General features: G+C 33.5%; 14 protein-coding genes. 13 read left to right on the forward strand and 1 reads right to left on the reverse strand.

Annotated elements, in window-relative coordinates; genetic code table 11:
- Positions 1-188: 188 nt before the first annotated feature.
- The 12 genes from priA to BMX10_RS00710 all read left to right on the forward strand — a co-directional run bounded on the left by priA (position 189) and on the right by BMX10_RS00710 (position 13,238).
- The gene (priA, locus tag BMX10_RS00655) at positions 189-2,675 is read left to right on the forward strand and encodes a primosomal protein N' (protein ID WP_090437833.1); all 2,487 of its coding nucleotides are present in this window, start codon (positions 189-191) and stop codon (positions 2,673-2,675) included.
- Positions 2,676-2,694: 19 nt separating this feature from the next.
- Positions 2,695-3,147, forward strand: a complete 453-nt coding sequence (gene def / locus BMX10_RS00660; RefSeq protein ID WP_090437835.1) for a peptide deformylase — start codon at positions 2,695-2,697, stop codon at positions 3,145-3,147.
- Between the two features lie 5 nt (positions 3,148-3,152).
- The gene (fmt, locus tag BMX10_RS00665) at positions 3,153-4,085 is read left to right on the forward strand and encodes a methionyl-tRNA formyltransferase (protein WP_090437837.1); all 933 of its coding nucleotides are present in this window, start codon (positions 3,153-3,155) and stop codon (positions 4,083-4,085) included.
- Between the two features lies 1 nt (position 4,086).
- Positions 4,087-4,860, forward strand: coding sequence for a DUF116 domain-containing protein (locus BMX10_RS00670; protein ID WP_090437839.1), 774 nt, complete (start codon positions 4,087-4,089; stop codon positions 4,858-4,860).
- A 7-nt stretch (positions 4,861-4,867) separates the two neighbouring features.
- Entirely contained in the window at positions 4,868-5,542 is a 675-nt protein-coding gene (locus BMX10_RS00675; RefSeq protein ID WP_090437841.1) for a zinc metallopeptidase, read from the forward strand.
- 218 nt (positions 5,543-5,760) lie between these two features.
- Positions 5,761-7,098 carry a 16S rRNA (cytosine(967)-C(5))-methyltransferase RsmB gene (rsmB, locus tag BMX10_RS00680; RefSeq protein ID WP_090437843.1) on the forward strand — a complete coding sequence of 446 codons (1,338 nt, stop codon included), beginning with the start codon at positions 5,761-5,763 and terminating at the stop codon, positions 7,096-7,098.
- Between the two features lie 29 nt (positions 7,099-7,127).
- Positions 7,128-8,162: a dual-specificity RNA methyltransferase RlmN gene (rlmN, locus tag BMX10_RS00685; protein WP_244272573.1), complete on the forward strand. Its 1,035-nt coding sequence runs from the start codon at positions 7,128-7,130 to the stop codon at positions 8,160-8,162.
- A 183-nt stretch (positions 8,163-8,345) separates the two neighbouring features.
- A complete protein-coding gene (locus BMX10_RS00690; protein WP_090437847.1) occupies positions 8,346-9,095 on the forward strand; it encodes a Stp1/IreP family PP2C-type Ser/Thr phosphatase in 750 nt (249 codons plus the stop codon).
- Positions 9,092-11,053: a Stk1 family PASTA domain-containing Ser/Thr kinase gene (gene pknB / locus BMX10_RS00695; protein ID WP_244272575.1), complete on the forward strand. Its 1,962-nt coding sequence runs from the start codon at positions 9,092-9,094 to the stop codon at positions 11,051-11,053. The genes BMX10_RS00690 and pknB overlap by 4 nt, the downstream gene beginning before the upstream one ends.
- Before the next feature lie 3 nt (positions 11,054-11,056).
- A complete protein-coding gene (gene rsgA / locus BMX10_RS00700) occupies positions 11,057-11,935 on the forward strand; it encodes a ribosome small subunit-dependent GTPase A (protein WP_090437851.1) in 879 nt (292 codons plus the stop codon).
- A gap of 4 nt (positions 11,936-11,939) precedes the next feature.
- Positions 11,940-12,593 carry a ribulose-phosphate 3-epimerase gene (gene rpe, locus BMX10_RS00705; RefSeq protein WP_090437853.1) on the forward strand — a complete coding sequence of 218 codons (654 nt, stop codon included), beginning with the start codon at positions 11,940-11,942 and terminating at the stop codon, positions 12,591-12,593.
- A 12-nt stretch (positions 12,594-12,605) separates the two neighbouring features.
- Complete coding sequence (locus BMX10_RS00710) at positions 12,606-13,238, forward strand: thiamine diphosphokinase (protein ID WP_090437855.1); 633 nt, start codon at positions 12,606-12,608, stop codon at positions 13,236-13,238.
- Positions 13,239-13,543: 305 nt separating this feature from the next.
- On the opposite strand, the gene rpmB is transcribed toward BMX10_RS00710, so the two are convergent.
- Positions 13,544-13,735, reverse strand: a complete 192-nt coding sequence (gene rpmB, locus BMX10_RS00715; protein WP_090437857.1) for a 50S ribosomal protein L28 — start codon at positions 13,733-13,735, stop codon at positions 13,544-13,546.
- Positions 13,736-14,130: 395 nt separating this feature from the next.
- Between rpmB and BMX10_RS00720 the strand changes: the two genes are divergently transcribed.
- Complete coding sequence (locus BMX10_RS00720; RefSeq protein ID WP_090437859.1) at positions 14,131-14,487, forward strand: Asp23/Gls24 family envelope stress response protein; 357 nt, start codon at positions 14,131-14,133, stop codon at positions 14,485-14,487.
- Positions 14,488-14,536 lie beyond the last annotated feature (49 nt).

Consider the following 14,536-nt stretch of genomic DNA (forward strand, 5'->3'; position numbering starts at 1 on the left):
GGGAATACAGGCTATGTATTTGTAATTATTTTGGACTACCCTATTTTAAAAAAATCCTATAGTGAAGATTATAAAATGATGTTTATAAAAAATACATAGCATGGTGGTTATTTTTAAATACATTGAAATCTGATATAATATAGAAAACAAAGCAGGAATGACAGCTGAATGAAAAGAGGTGGGTAGATGTGGGGGAAAAGGTCTATATAGCTCAAGTTATTGTAAATAATAATAGTTTACAGACAGATAAAATATTTGACTATACAATTCCAGAAAGCCTGCTGATGACTATTCAAGAAGGCATGCGGTGTATGGTACCTTTTGGGATGGGAAATAAAAAATTAGAGGCATACATAATTAAGATAAAAACTGAGGAAGAAGTAAAGTATAGATTAAAGGAGATACTATATATCATAGACGAAGAACCAATTTTAAGCAGAAATCAAATCAAGATGATTGGCTGGTTAAAAAATAAGTATCTATGTAGATACATTGAAGCGATCCAATGCGTTTTGCCAGCAGGGATTATTAACAAAGAAAGAAAAACAATTTCTTTGTTAAAGGAAGAGTGGATTGAAGATATTAAGGAAAACTCTACCAAACAAAAAGACATCCTACAAGTATTAAAAGCATTAGGAGGAAAGGCTACTTTAGAAAAACTATACAATAAACTACCAATAAGCAATATGAATAATATATTAAAGACTCTTGAAAAAAAAGGTATTATCAAAATAGATTATGAAATTGCTACTAGAGTAAAGATACAAACACAGCAATATGTTCAGTTAAACATTGAAGAAGAAGTGATAGAGGATATAATTGTTTCTCTGAAAAATGCTTCAAGACAAAAAGAGATTTTACTTTTTCTTAAAGAACATAAGATCTGTCCAGTAAAAGAATTGATAGATGTACTGAAGGTAACTAGAGGATCTTTAAATGCTCTGGTGAATAAAGGCTATTTGATAATTATTGATAAGGAATATAAAAGAGATCCTTTTAAAAACACTACTTTCGAAAGCTTCCCCAAACTAGAACCAAATCTGCAACAACAAAGAGCTATTGAAAAAATAGTATCCTACATTCAAAAGGAGAAGTCTAATACTTTCTTACTACATGGTGTTACTGGTAGTGGTAAGACAGAAATATACCTACAGCTGATTGAAGAAATTTTAAAAAAAGAGAAACAAGGAATAATTTTAGTCCCAGAGATAGCATTAACACCCCAAACAATAGAAAGATTTTATGGAAGATTTGGAGAAGGTATAGCTGTACTTCATAGTAATCTTTCAGAAGGAGAAAGATTTGATGAATGGCGTAAAATCCGTGAAGGGAAAGTAAACATCGCTATTGGAGCTAGATCAGCCATATTTGCCCCCTTTAGAAATCTTGGGATGATTATTATTGATGAAGAACATGAAAATACATATAAGTCAGAAATTTCACCAAAGTATCATGCTATTGAAGTCGCCGATTTTAGAAGGAGACAAGAGGGGGCAGTAGTCATCTTAGGATCAGCTACCCCATCAATAGAAACCTACTATAAAGGAGAAGTAGGAGAAATTACTTTATTGACTTTAGCTGAAAGAGCTACCGTTTCAGCCCTGCCAGAAGTAGAAGTAGTAGATATGAGACAAGAGTTGGATAAAGGGAACAAAGGCATCTTAAGTCATAGGTTATTTTCTTTAATAGATAAAAACTTAGAGAGAAAAAAGCAAACAATACTTTTTTTAAATCGGAGAGGTTATGCTACTTTTATCTCTTGTAGACAATGCGGATATGTAATAAAATGTAGACACTGTGACATTACAATGATTTATCATAAAAACATGAAAAACCTACAATGCCACTACTGCGGAGAGAAAAAAGAAGAACCAAAGCATTGTCCTTCCTGTAGCAGTACCCATATTAATTACTTTGGAACAGGAACTCAAAAAATTCAGGATCTTATAGGGGAGCACTTTCCCAATGCTGTTATTGCTAGAATGGATATGGATTCTACCAGTATAAAAGGTTCCCATAAGAAAATATTAAATAGCTTTAAAAAACAGGAAATAGACATTTTGATTGGTACTCAAATGATTTCCAAAGGCTTAGATTTCCCTAATGTAACATTAGTGGGAATTATATCAGGGGATGCTTCATTAAACCTCCCGGATTTTAGAGCATCTGAGAAAACATTTCAATTGGTTACACAGGTGGCAGGAAGAGCAGGTAGGGGACTAGAAGAGGGCAGAGTCATACTCCAAACATACAATCCTGATCATTACAGCATTTGTGCCGCAGCTCAGCATGATTATAATAGATTTTATAAGGAAGAACTGGAGCTAAGAAAAGAATTTGCTTATCCTCCCTTTGTACAATTGATTAACATTAATTTCAGTGGGAAAAAATCTGAAGATGTTTATACTGTGGCTGAAAAAATTTCCAATAATATTAAATATATACTAAAAGGTAAAGGATATAATAATTATGAAGAAATCATATTAGGGCCCAATCCCGCCATGATTGCAAAGGTGAAGGAACGATATAGGTTTCAGATTCTTCTGAAGGATTATAATGTACCGTATTCTCTATTAAAAGCAATAGTAAAATACTTATTAATAGACAATAGACAAAAGTTTATACCACAGGCTATTTCTATAAGTGTTGACATAAATCCATCATATATTATGTGATGCAGTTAGGAGGAAAAATATGGCTATCAGAATTATTAGACAGGATGAGGATCCTATCTTAAGAAAAAAATCAAAACCAGTGGACAAAATTGATGCAAGGATTCACCTTTTATTGGATGACATGGCTGAGACGATGTATCATGCAGAAGGAGTGGGCTTAGCAGCTCCTCAGATTGGTATATTAAAACAAGTGATTATCATTGATATTGGTGAAGGACTTTTAGAACTTATTAATCCTGAAATACTAGACGCAAAAGGAGAACAATGTGATGTAGAAGGCTGTTTAAGCCTCCCCGGCAGAAGTGGAGATGTTACTAGACCTGAAATTGTAACAATAAAAGCATTAAATAGAAATGGAGAAGAGATTATAGTTGAAGGTGAGGGGCTATTAGCAAGGGCATTATGTCATGAAATTGATCATCTTAATGGGATTCTTTTCATAGATAAAATAGAAGAAAGTAGAAATAGGTGATTATGATGAAAGTAATATTTATGGGAACTCCAGACTTTGCTGTACCATCATTAGAAATGCTCATAAAAGAAAAACATGATATTCTTGGAGTGTTTACTCAACCCGACAGACCTAAGGGGAGAGGAAATAAGCTTACTATGCCCCCAGTGAAGGAGAAGGCGAAGGAGCACGATTTACAGGTATATCAACCTAAATCTCTAAAAAACAAAGAGACTATAGAAATTATAAAAAGTTTAAACCCAGATGTTATCGTAGTGGTAGCTTATGGACAGTTATTAACAAAAGAAATTCTTAACATCCCAGCTTTAGGATGTATCAATGTTCATGCCTCACTCCTTCCTAAATATAGAGGTGCTGGTCCTATCCAATGGGCAGTCATAAATGGGGAGAAAAAAACTGGCATTACTACCATGTACATGGAGGAAGGCTTAGATACTGGTGATATGATTTATAAAAAAGAAATAGAAATAGGAGAAATGGAAACTGCTGCTGAGCTTCATAACCGATTAGCTATTATAGGCGGCAGTGTTTTAAAAGAAACCTTAAGGGATATACAAAGTGGAAAGGCGCCAAGAGAGAGACAAAACCATGAAGAATCTACCTATGCACCTAGACTTACAAAAGATATAGGATGCATTCAATGGCATAAAACTGCTGATGAAATTCATAATTTAATTAGAGGAACGATACCGTGGCCTGTGGCATATACAAATTATTTAGGAGAAACCATGAAAATATGGCGAAGTGGTATAGAAAGGTGTAAAAATGATAGTCAGCCAGGAACAATTATAGATGTAACAAAAGATAAGATTTTTGTCGCAACGGGTAAAGATTTATTAGTGGTAGATGAGTTGCAGTTTAGTGGAGGGAAAAGATTAAAGGTGAAGGATTTTTTAGTTGGAAATACAATAGAGAAAAACACAGTATTAGGATTATAAAATGAAAACAGATAAAAGGATTGCTAAAGAAAACTCTACTAGAATGCTTATCACACTATTAATAGTCATGTTGACAATCGTAATAATAGCAGCCAGTTTGATATTTTGGTTTACAGCTAAGGGAAATGCATTACTATATCAATTCATATTTCTAAGTAGTATAATTTTATTATTTATTCTTAGCATTTCTATAGCTATTACTATTTTTGCCATGAAATTACTATGGTATAATAAAAAAGTACCATCTTTTATAAAAATCATTATGGAGACCTTTATACATATTTCGTATCCCTTTATAAACATCTTGGGTAAAATCTTAAAATACGATAAGAATACAATCAGAAGAGCTTATACACAATTAAACAATCAATTGGTATTAAGTGGAGATTATAGTTTGCAAGGGAAAGAAATACTAGTATTAACACCCCATTGCATTCAAATATCTTCTTGTCCTCATAAAATAACCAACAATATTAACAATTGTAAAAGATGTGGCATTTGTAAAGTAGACAGCTTAATAGAATTACAACAAAAATATGGAATCCATTTTAAGATTGTTACAGGAGGTACATTAGCAAGAAAGATTATTCTTGAGTTAAAGCCTAGAGCTATTATAGCCATCGCCTGTGAGAGGGATCTCCTTAGTGGGTTGATGGACGTAAAAAGAATACCCATACTAGCTATTGTCAATCAAAGGCCAGAAGGACCCTGTGTGAATACACAGGTAGATATCGTAGAAGTAGAACATGCTATTTTACATTTTATAAAGGAGTGATTGCCTAATGTTTTTACCTTTTGAAGGAATTGTTTTCTTAATTCCAGCTATTATCTTTACCTTATATGCTCAAAGTAAAGTAAAGTCAACTTTTAACAAGTATTTAAGGGTACCTACAAGAAAAGGTTATTCAGGCTATGATGTTGCCAGAACCATATTAGATCAAAATGGTCTTAGGGATGTGCCTGTTGAAATGGCCCAAGGACATTTAACGGATCATTATGATCCTAGGAGTAGAAAAATAAGACTATCTCGAGATGTATATAGTGGTAGTTCCATTGCTGCTGTAAGTGTAGCAGCCCATGAGGTTGGTCATGCCCTACAGCATGCTGGAAGCTATGTACCATTGACATTTAGAAACGCTATTTTTCCTATAGCAAGCTTCGGTTCTTCTGCAGCATGGTTTTTTGTAATAGGAGGTTTCTTAATTTCACCAGCCTTGCTGGACGTAGGGATTCTTCTATACTCTGCAGCAGTGCTGTTTCAGATTGTTACCCTTCCAGTGGAATTCAATGCCAGTAGTAGAGCGCTACGACTGTTAGATGCTAATGGGTTTATATCGAGAGAAGAGTACAGCCCAGCACAAAAAGTTTTGAAGGCAGCTGCTTTAACCTATGTAGCAGCAATGGCAGCAGCATTGGCACAGCTATTTAGATTAATTGCTATTAGAAATAGAAGGTAGTTCAATAAATGAGCCAACAGGAAACTTTTCCAATTGGCTCATTTCATTGTTAAAAGGCAATAAACATGTAATAAATAGTATTTTTCATATGGGTCAATGGGGGTATGATTTCCATTGACTCTTTTTCATTGAAAAAATAGAATGATGATGGGAATAATAAAAATATTTATATAAATCCCATAATGATATATAATAATTAAAAACAGGAGGTAGCCTGAATGAATGCTAGAGAAGGTGCATTAAAGGTCTTATATGATATAGAAGTAAAGAAAGCCTATTCTAATATAGCTTTAAATAAAGAGTTGAAGAATAAGGAATATACTGCCATTGATAGAAACTTTATCACAGAGCTTACCTATGGAACATTAGAAAACTTAATTTTTATTGACTATGTTATCCAGCAGTTTTCTACAATGAAGCTTCATAAGATGAATGCATGGGCATTAAATCTGCTTAGGCTGGGAATTTATCAAATCTTCTTCTTAGACAGAGTCCCTGTTTTTGCAGCAGTAAATGAGTCAGTAAACTTATCTAAAAGCTATTGCAAGAGAGCCTCAGGATTTATCAACGGTGTATTAAGAAATATCATAAGGAACAAGGAAAAAATAGAAATGCCTGATAAAGAGAAGAACTTTGAAGAATATCTAACAGTCAAATATTCTCATCCTCGATGGATGGTAGAGATGTTTTTAGAAATCTTTTCAAGGGACTTTGTAGAATCTTTATTAAAAGCAAATAATGAAACCCCTAAACTACATATTAGAGTAAATACTTTAAAAACATCCGCAGATGAGATTGTAAGTTTGTTAAAAGAGAAAAACATTCATGTAGAAAAAAGTGAATATCTTCCCGAAGCCCTAGTAGTGAAAGGTGGCTTTAGTGATTTAGAGGAATTGGATATTTATAAGCAAGGACTTTTACATATTCAAGATATCAGTTCTATGTTAGTGGGAAAAATTTTAGATCCAAAAGAAGGTCAATTCATTATTGATGTATGTAGCGCACCTGGAGGAAAAACCACACATATGGCACAATTAATGCATAATAAAGGGAAAATATTGGCTAGAGATATCCATCCCCATAAGCTAGAGCTAATCAAAAAGAATGCTAAGCGACTTGGCATTAATATAATAAGAACAGAAAAGTATAATGGAGAAGATTTAGATAAAGACTTAATCGAGACAGCGGATAAAGTATTGGTAGATGCGCCATGCTCTGGATTAGGAATTATAATGAGAAAACCAGAAATAAAATATAGAAAAAAGCCAGATGATACTGAGGTTATAACAAAAATGCAGTTAGAAATACTGGAGAAAGCTTCTAGATATGTAAAAAAAGGTGGCGAACTACTTTATAGCACCTGTACAATTCATCCACAAGAGAATCAAAAGATAGTACAAGCTTTCTTAAAGAAGCACTGTAATTTTAAACTAGTAGCCATAAATAAGGAATATGAGAGTATTTTACCAGGAGAACACAAAGAAGAAATGATTCAGTTATATCCCAATATTCATGGGACGGATGGTTTCTTCATTGCTAAATTAGAGAAGAAATAGCTTGAAGTAAAATGATAGGAGGTCTATATTTGGCAAAGGAAGATTTATTAAGCTTAACCATAGAAGAAATAGAAGCTATCGTAGAAAAGGTAGGTGAAAAAAAATACAGAGGGAAACAAATATTTCAATGGGTTCAAAAAGGAATAAAAGATTTCGAAAGTATGACCAATATATCCAACACATTGAAGCAAGCACTTCATGAGTATTCTTTTATTACCAATGTAGAAATTGAGAAAAAAGTCATTTCTCAAATAGATGGAACAAGGAAGTATTTATTTTTATTAGAAGATGGTAATATAATAGAAGGAGTATTAATGCAGTATAAACATGGCGTTACTGCATGTATCTCTTGCCAGGTTGGCTGCCAAATGGGTTGTAGTTTTTGTGCATCAACAGTTGGAGGATTAGTTAGAAATCTAAGAGCTGGAGAAATGATAGACCAGATTCTTTTGATGCAGCAGGACTTTGGTGAGAGAATATCAAATATTGTAATAATGGGTAGTGGTGAGCCTTTACATAACTATAGTGAAGTAATTAACTTTTTGAAAATTGTCAACAATGAAAATGGCTTAAATATTGGAAATAGACATATTACCTTATCTACCTGTGGATTAGTGCCAGAAATAAAAAAATTAGCAGAATTGCAAATTCCAATTAATTTAGCTATATCTCTTCATGCTCCCAGCGATGAAATAAGACAAAAAATGATGCCTATTGCAAAAAAATATTCTCTAACGGATTTAATAAATGCGTGTGCATATTATCTGAAAAAAAACAATAGAAGAATCACCTTTGAATATGCTTTAGTAAAGGATATAAATGATAAGGAAATCCACGCGCAGCAATTAAGTCAACTGTTAAAGGGACTGCTTTGCCATGTCAACTTGATACCTATTAACATGGTAGATGAAACACAATATAAAAAATCCACTCAAGAAAAGATTAAAAGGTTTCAAAGCGTTTTGATGAAACAAGGTATAGAGGCTACTATACGAAGAGAAATGGGAGCAGATATTGATGCTGCCTGTGGTCAATTAAGAAATAATTATATAAATAATACATAGATAAGATTGCAGTAATAGATTTATGTGTTAGTCATTCATTGGCTGAGATCTATCAGCTGATATTGTATGCGGGCAATTGTTCTATAGATCTTTTGGGGGTAGAACACCAAAAAGTATTCTGTAGTATAGAGGGCTAAGAAGAAACCTATGAAATATATGAATACCGATAGGAGGGGAGCCGATATGAAGGCAGCAGCAATTACTGATGTTGGAAGGGTTAGAGAAATTAATGAAGATAACTATTGTATCTATGAAAATGGAGTAGCATTATATATGGTTGCTGACGGGATGGGGGGACATAAAAGTGGCGAAATAGCTAGTTCTATAGCTATTGACTCCATAAAGAATCATATTATACGTTACCTAACAGATGAGTTTGAAGAACCAGCAATAAAAGGAGTTATTTTTGAAGCTTTTAACAGAGCTAATCAAGAAATATATGATAAATCTGCTAATAATTTTGACTGTGAAGGTATGGGTACTACTGTAACTATGGCTTTAATTATCCAAGGGAAGTTATTTATAGGGCATGTTGGAGATAGCAGAGCTTATCTTTTAAGGAATAGTGAGTTAGAGCAAATTACACAAGACCATTCCTTAGTTGCAGAACTAGTTAGAAATGGAAGTATTACAGAAAGAGAAGCGCTAAAGCATCCTCAGAAAAATATTATTACAAGGTGCCTTGGAACAGACGAAAGTGTCAAGGCGGATATTTTTTCTCTAGACTTTGTAGAAGGAGATATGCTAATATTATGTACTGATGGATTAACAAATTTTGTTGATAAAGAGGAAATAAAGAGAGCTATATTAGAAAAGGAAGATTGTATGGAAGGTTGTAGTTATTTAGTTTCACTAGCAAATCAAAGAGGTGGGTATGACAACATAACTGTAGTCATCATAAAGGATCAACCCACTATTGCAGAAAGTAGGTGAAAAATGTGATAGGCAAAACATTAGGAAATAGATATGAGATAGTAGAAAAAATAGGTGGAGGAGGTATGGCTCTAGTTTATAAAGCCAAATGTACTCTACTGAATAGATATGTGGCGGTTAAAATACTAAGAGCAGAATTCACGAATGATAAAGATATCATTGATAAATTCAAAAAAGAATCTCAGGCAGCAGCTAGTTTATCACATCCAAACATAGTTAATTTATATGATGTTGGAGAAGAAAACGAAATCTATTATATTGTAATGGAATATGTAAAAGGGAAAACCTTAAAAGAGGTAATAAAAGAGAAAGACATATTGTCTTTAGAAGAAATCATTCATTATACAAAACAAATAGCATTAGCATTGCAGCATGCCCATTATAACCATGTAATTCATAGAGATATTAAACCCCATAATATATTAATAACAGAAGATAGTCGTGCAAAGGTAACTGATTTTGGTATTGCCTTAGCTGCTACATCTTCAACGATAACCAATATGGGCAGCGTTATAGGATCAGTTCATTATTTCTCTCCAGAGCAGGCTAGAGGCGGATATACGGATGAAAAATCAGATTTATATTCTTTAGGTATTGTGATGTATGAAATGGCTACAGGTAAAGTCCCTTTCGAGGGAGATAGTCCAATAGCTATTGCTTTGAAGCATATTCAACAAGAACCAGTGGTGCCTTCAGAGCTAAACCCTCAAATATCTAAAGGTCTTGAAGAAATAATTCTAACCTTAATACAAAAAGATCAGCTATCAAGATATCAAAATGCACAAGATCTTATAGAAGATGTGGATAAATTAAAAAATGATCCCAGTAATAATACTTTAATGAATAATATAAATCATGAAGATTCACCTACGCAAATCATACCTCGTATAAAAGAAGAAGATATTAAGGAAATGAGGAAAAATCCTAAGAAGATTAAGAAGAGAAATAATAAGGTAATCGTTATTTCTGCTGTTATGGCAGCTTTAATAGCAGCAGGGTTATTTACCTTCGGGCTTTTTTATCTAAGTAATTTCTTTAGAACAGGTGAGGTTGAGGTTCCTAATCTACTTGGTATGACCATTGAAGATGCAAGAGTCAAAGCTATAGAGATGGATTTAAGACTAACAGAAGAACAAACCGCCAGCAATGAGGTGCCAGCTAACGAAATTATGGATCAAAATCCATCTGCAGGTATGAAGGTGCGACCAGGTTACTCGATAATAGTTAAGATAAGCTCAGGGCCAAGACAAGTTGAGGTGCCAGATTTAGTTTATGAGGATGCTGCAAATGCGCCTTTTATACTAGAAAACCAAGGGTTAATAGCAGGAGTACCAAGCTATGAATTCAGTGAATTTCCTAATGGAGTAATCATCCGACAAGACCCCAGAGCAGGCACATCAACTACTCAAGGATCTACAGTGGATTATGTTATTAGCCAAGGACCTGAGGTAGTTACTTTCCCAATGCCAAATCTAGTAGGTTTCTCTATTGAAAATGCTAAAAACATTATACAAGACCACGGATTGCAGGAAGGTAGAGTTAGTGAAGTAGACAATGATGAACATGCTAAAGGCATTGTAATAGAACAAAATTTTGAAGCCGGAACACCAGTAAGAGAAAATGCAATTATTGATCTAGTTGTTAGTAGAGGACCGCAGGAGGTATTAGAAGAAGAGACGGAGATTGATGTAGAGATTGATGATGAGGAAGCAGAAGAAACCTCCGCTAATAATCTTACCACTAAGACAGTAGAAATAAGATTAAGAGGACATGAAGGTATTGTAAATATTGAAATTAAAAGCATCCCAGATGGAGGAACTATTATTAATACCCAACATAATATTGATCAAAGAGGAGAAATAGTAGAGATATCTCTTACGGGTACAGGGGTAAAAGAATATGAGTTATTCATCAATAATGAAAAAGTTGATACTATAAGGATTGATTTTAGGAGGTAAGGCATGCTAAAAGGCCGGCTGATTAAAGGAATAGGTGGATTTTATTATGTAGATATAGCTGGAAGAATATATGAATGTAAGGCTAGAGGTATTTTTAGACAAATGAAAATAACGCCGTTGGTAGGAGATGATGTAAAAATCTCTATCATAGATGAAACGAACAAGAAAGGTGTTATAGAAGAAATCCTGGAAAGGAGAACAGAGCTTATACGTCCAACAGTTGCAAATGTAGACCAAGCCATTATTGTATTTGCTGTTACTCAACCAGAGCCTAATCTAGTGTTACTAGATAGATTTTTAGTACTAGCTGAAAATGAAGAGTTAGATATAGTCATCTGTTTTAATAAAATTGATTTACTACAAAATAATGAATATACATCCTTTGTAGATATCTATACCTCTGCGGGATATGATGTAGTATTAACCACTGCCAAGGAGGAAGATAGTATTAAACAGCTTAAAGAAATGCTACTGGATAAAATCAGTGTATTTGCGGGCCCTTCTGGTGTAGGTAAATCTACACTGCTTAATAAAATTCATCCAGAGCTTAAGCTGCAAACTGGTGAATTAAGTGAAAAAACCTCTAGAGGTAAACATACCACAAGACATGTTGAATTGATATCCATTGAAAATCATGGTTGGGTTGTAGATACGCCAGGCTTTAGTTCTTTGAATTTAGACTTTATAGAAGAAGAAGATTTACAATTGCTTTTTCCAGAATTCTCTGCGCATATTGAAGAATGCAGGTTTACTTCTTGTTTACATATGGATGAACCCAGTTGTGGAGTGAAAAAGGCGATTAAATCAGGCATTATTAATGAAAAACGTTATAATAGTTATTTGCAACTGATAGAGGAGATCAGGAATAATAGGAGGTATTAACTATATGATTAAATTAGCGCCATCAATATTGTCTGCTGATTTTTCAAACTTATTTCAGGATGTTCAAAAAGTAGAAGAAGCGGGATGTGATTTATTGCATATCGATGTGATGGATGGTCATTTTGTTCCCAATATTACTTTAGGACCACCAGTGATCAGTAGCCTAAAAGGAAAAACTAAACTACCCTTTGATGTTCATTTAATGATAGAAAACCCTGAGAGATATATTGAAGACTTTGTTAATGCAGGAGCAGATATCATATGCGTCCACGCTGAAGCGTGTATTCATTTGCATAGAACAATTCAACAGATCAAAAATTACAACATAAAGGCAGCAGTAGCACTTAACCCTGCCACTTCCCTTACAGCTATAGAATATGTATTAGGAGATTTAGATATGGTACTGATTATGACTGTAAATCCTGGATTTGGCGGACAAAGCTTTATCAGCAGCACCATCGACAAGATTAAAGTATTAAGAAGAATGATTGATGAACAAATGCTGGATATTGATATCCAAGTAGATGGAGGAATTAAGCCAGATAATGTTCATTTGGTAACAGAAGCAGGAGCCAATGTAATCGTGGCGGGATCCGCAATATTTAATAGTATAGATTTAAAAGCGACAGTAGAAGAATTCAGAAAAAATGCGAGATAGAAAGGAAATCCCATGGAAGTTGTAATTATTACAAACGGTCAAATCGACAATTTAAGCTTGTATAAGCCTCTAATGCAAAACAAATATATTATATGTGCTGATGGAGCAGCAAGATATTTAGCAGCATTAAATATTAAACCCAATTTATTAGTAGGAGATTTAGATTCCATCAGCAAAGAAGATTTATTATGGATGAAGACACAGCAAGTAGCCTGTGAGAAGTTTCCCTCAAGAAAAGATGAAACTGATACAGAGTTGGCGGTGGAGTATGCTCTAAAGCTAAAGGCCCAAAGCATTACCATGATCGGGGCATTAGGATCCAGGCAGGATCATAGCTTGGCAAATGTAATGCTTCTCTATAAAATTCTAAAACAAGGGGCTAATGGCAAGATAATCAATACAAATAATGAAATTACTATTACAGACAATAGATTGGATATAGAAGGTAAGGTTGGAGAAACAATTTCTCTTCTTCCGTTAACAGAAAAAGTCAGTGGGATCACTTTAACAGGTCTAGAATATCCTCTTGAGAACGCAGATATCACTATGGGCAGTACCCTTGGGATTAGCAATGTTTTTGCCAAGGAAAAAGCCACGGTTTCTTTAAAAGAAGGAGTATTACTTATAATAAAATCAAAGGATTGAAGATGCAAAATGCTACAGGATGAATTTTAAAAAACCTGTAGCATTTTAGTTTTTTTTGAATAATATATTAATAATAATGAATCTAGGTAGGTGATGTTATGTTTAGGAGGAGGAGGGGAATATCTTTAATAAAGTTCATAGGCTTAGTTATTTTTATTATTGGATTAGGTATATTTTTATATATTATGCCATTTAAGCTATGGATTTTTATATTTGCATTTATTTGTATGGCAGTAGGAATACTCATTTATAACTATTAAAGCAAAAAAAAGCCTACCCTTATTAAGTAAGGTGGCTTTTTTTATTTATAATGCTCTTTCAACTTTGCCAGAACGTAAGCATCTTGTACAGACGTTAATTCTCTTAGGTGTACCAGCTACAATTGCTCTTACTCTTCTTAAGTTAGGTAACCAAGTTCTTTTATTATGACGGTTAGAGTGACTTACTTGGTTTCCATGTACTTTACCTTTTTCACATATATCGCATACTCTTGCCATTATGAACACCTCCTTCAAGCGCATGTTCAAACCTTAAAAACATTATAATATTATCATATTAATACTTATTTTGCAATAAAAACATGAAAATAATTCTAGTAATCATAGAAAAAATTCAGTAGCTGGCATTATGGAAATAGCAATAATGGTTTTATATTGAACTATTTTAAAGATTCATATACAATAGTTATATATATTTTAAATATATATTGTGGTAACTACATATATTATTATATATTATTGAGACAAAAGATTAAGTGACTGACACAAAATTATTATTCTTTTTTCAGCTAGCTTGAAACCAATAACAGAAATTATGATCTATTCACATTTGACTATAGTTCATAATCTCCTATTGGTTATAATAAATGTAATAGGACAAAGGAGGGTAATCTATGCCAGGAAAATTAACCAATGATATTGGAACAATAGCAATTGATGATCACGTATTAGCATCAATTGCCGGAGCATCAGCTATGGAATGCTATGGCTTAGTAGGCATGGCAGCAAAGTCTGCGGCAGGTGGGTTGGTAGAGCTCTTAAAAAGAGAGCATTCAAGTAAAGGTGTAAAGGTTCATACTGAAAATGATGAAATTACGATTGACTTGTTTGTAATTGTGGAGTTTGGCACCAGAATTTCAGTTGTTGCAAATAATATTATTGAAAAGGTAAAATACAATATTGAGCACTTGACAGGTATGAATGTTAAAAAGGTAAACATTAATGTGCAGGGCGTAAGAGTTCAAAAGTAACTTAAGGAGGTACATAACTTGAAAGTTGAATATATAGATCAGCAATTAT

This window comes from Natronincola peptidivorans (assembly GCF_900111615.1).
In the GTDB taxonomy this organism is placed as follows: Bacteria; Bacillota; Clostridia; order Peptostreptococcales; family Natronincolaceae; genus Natronincola_A; species Natronincola_A peptidivorans.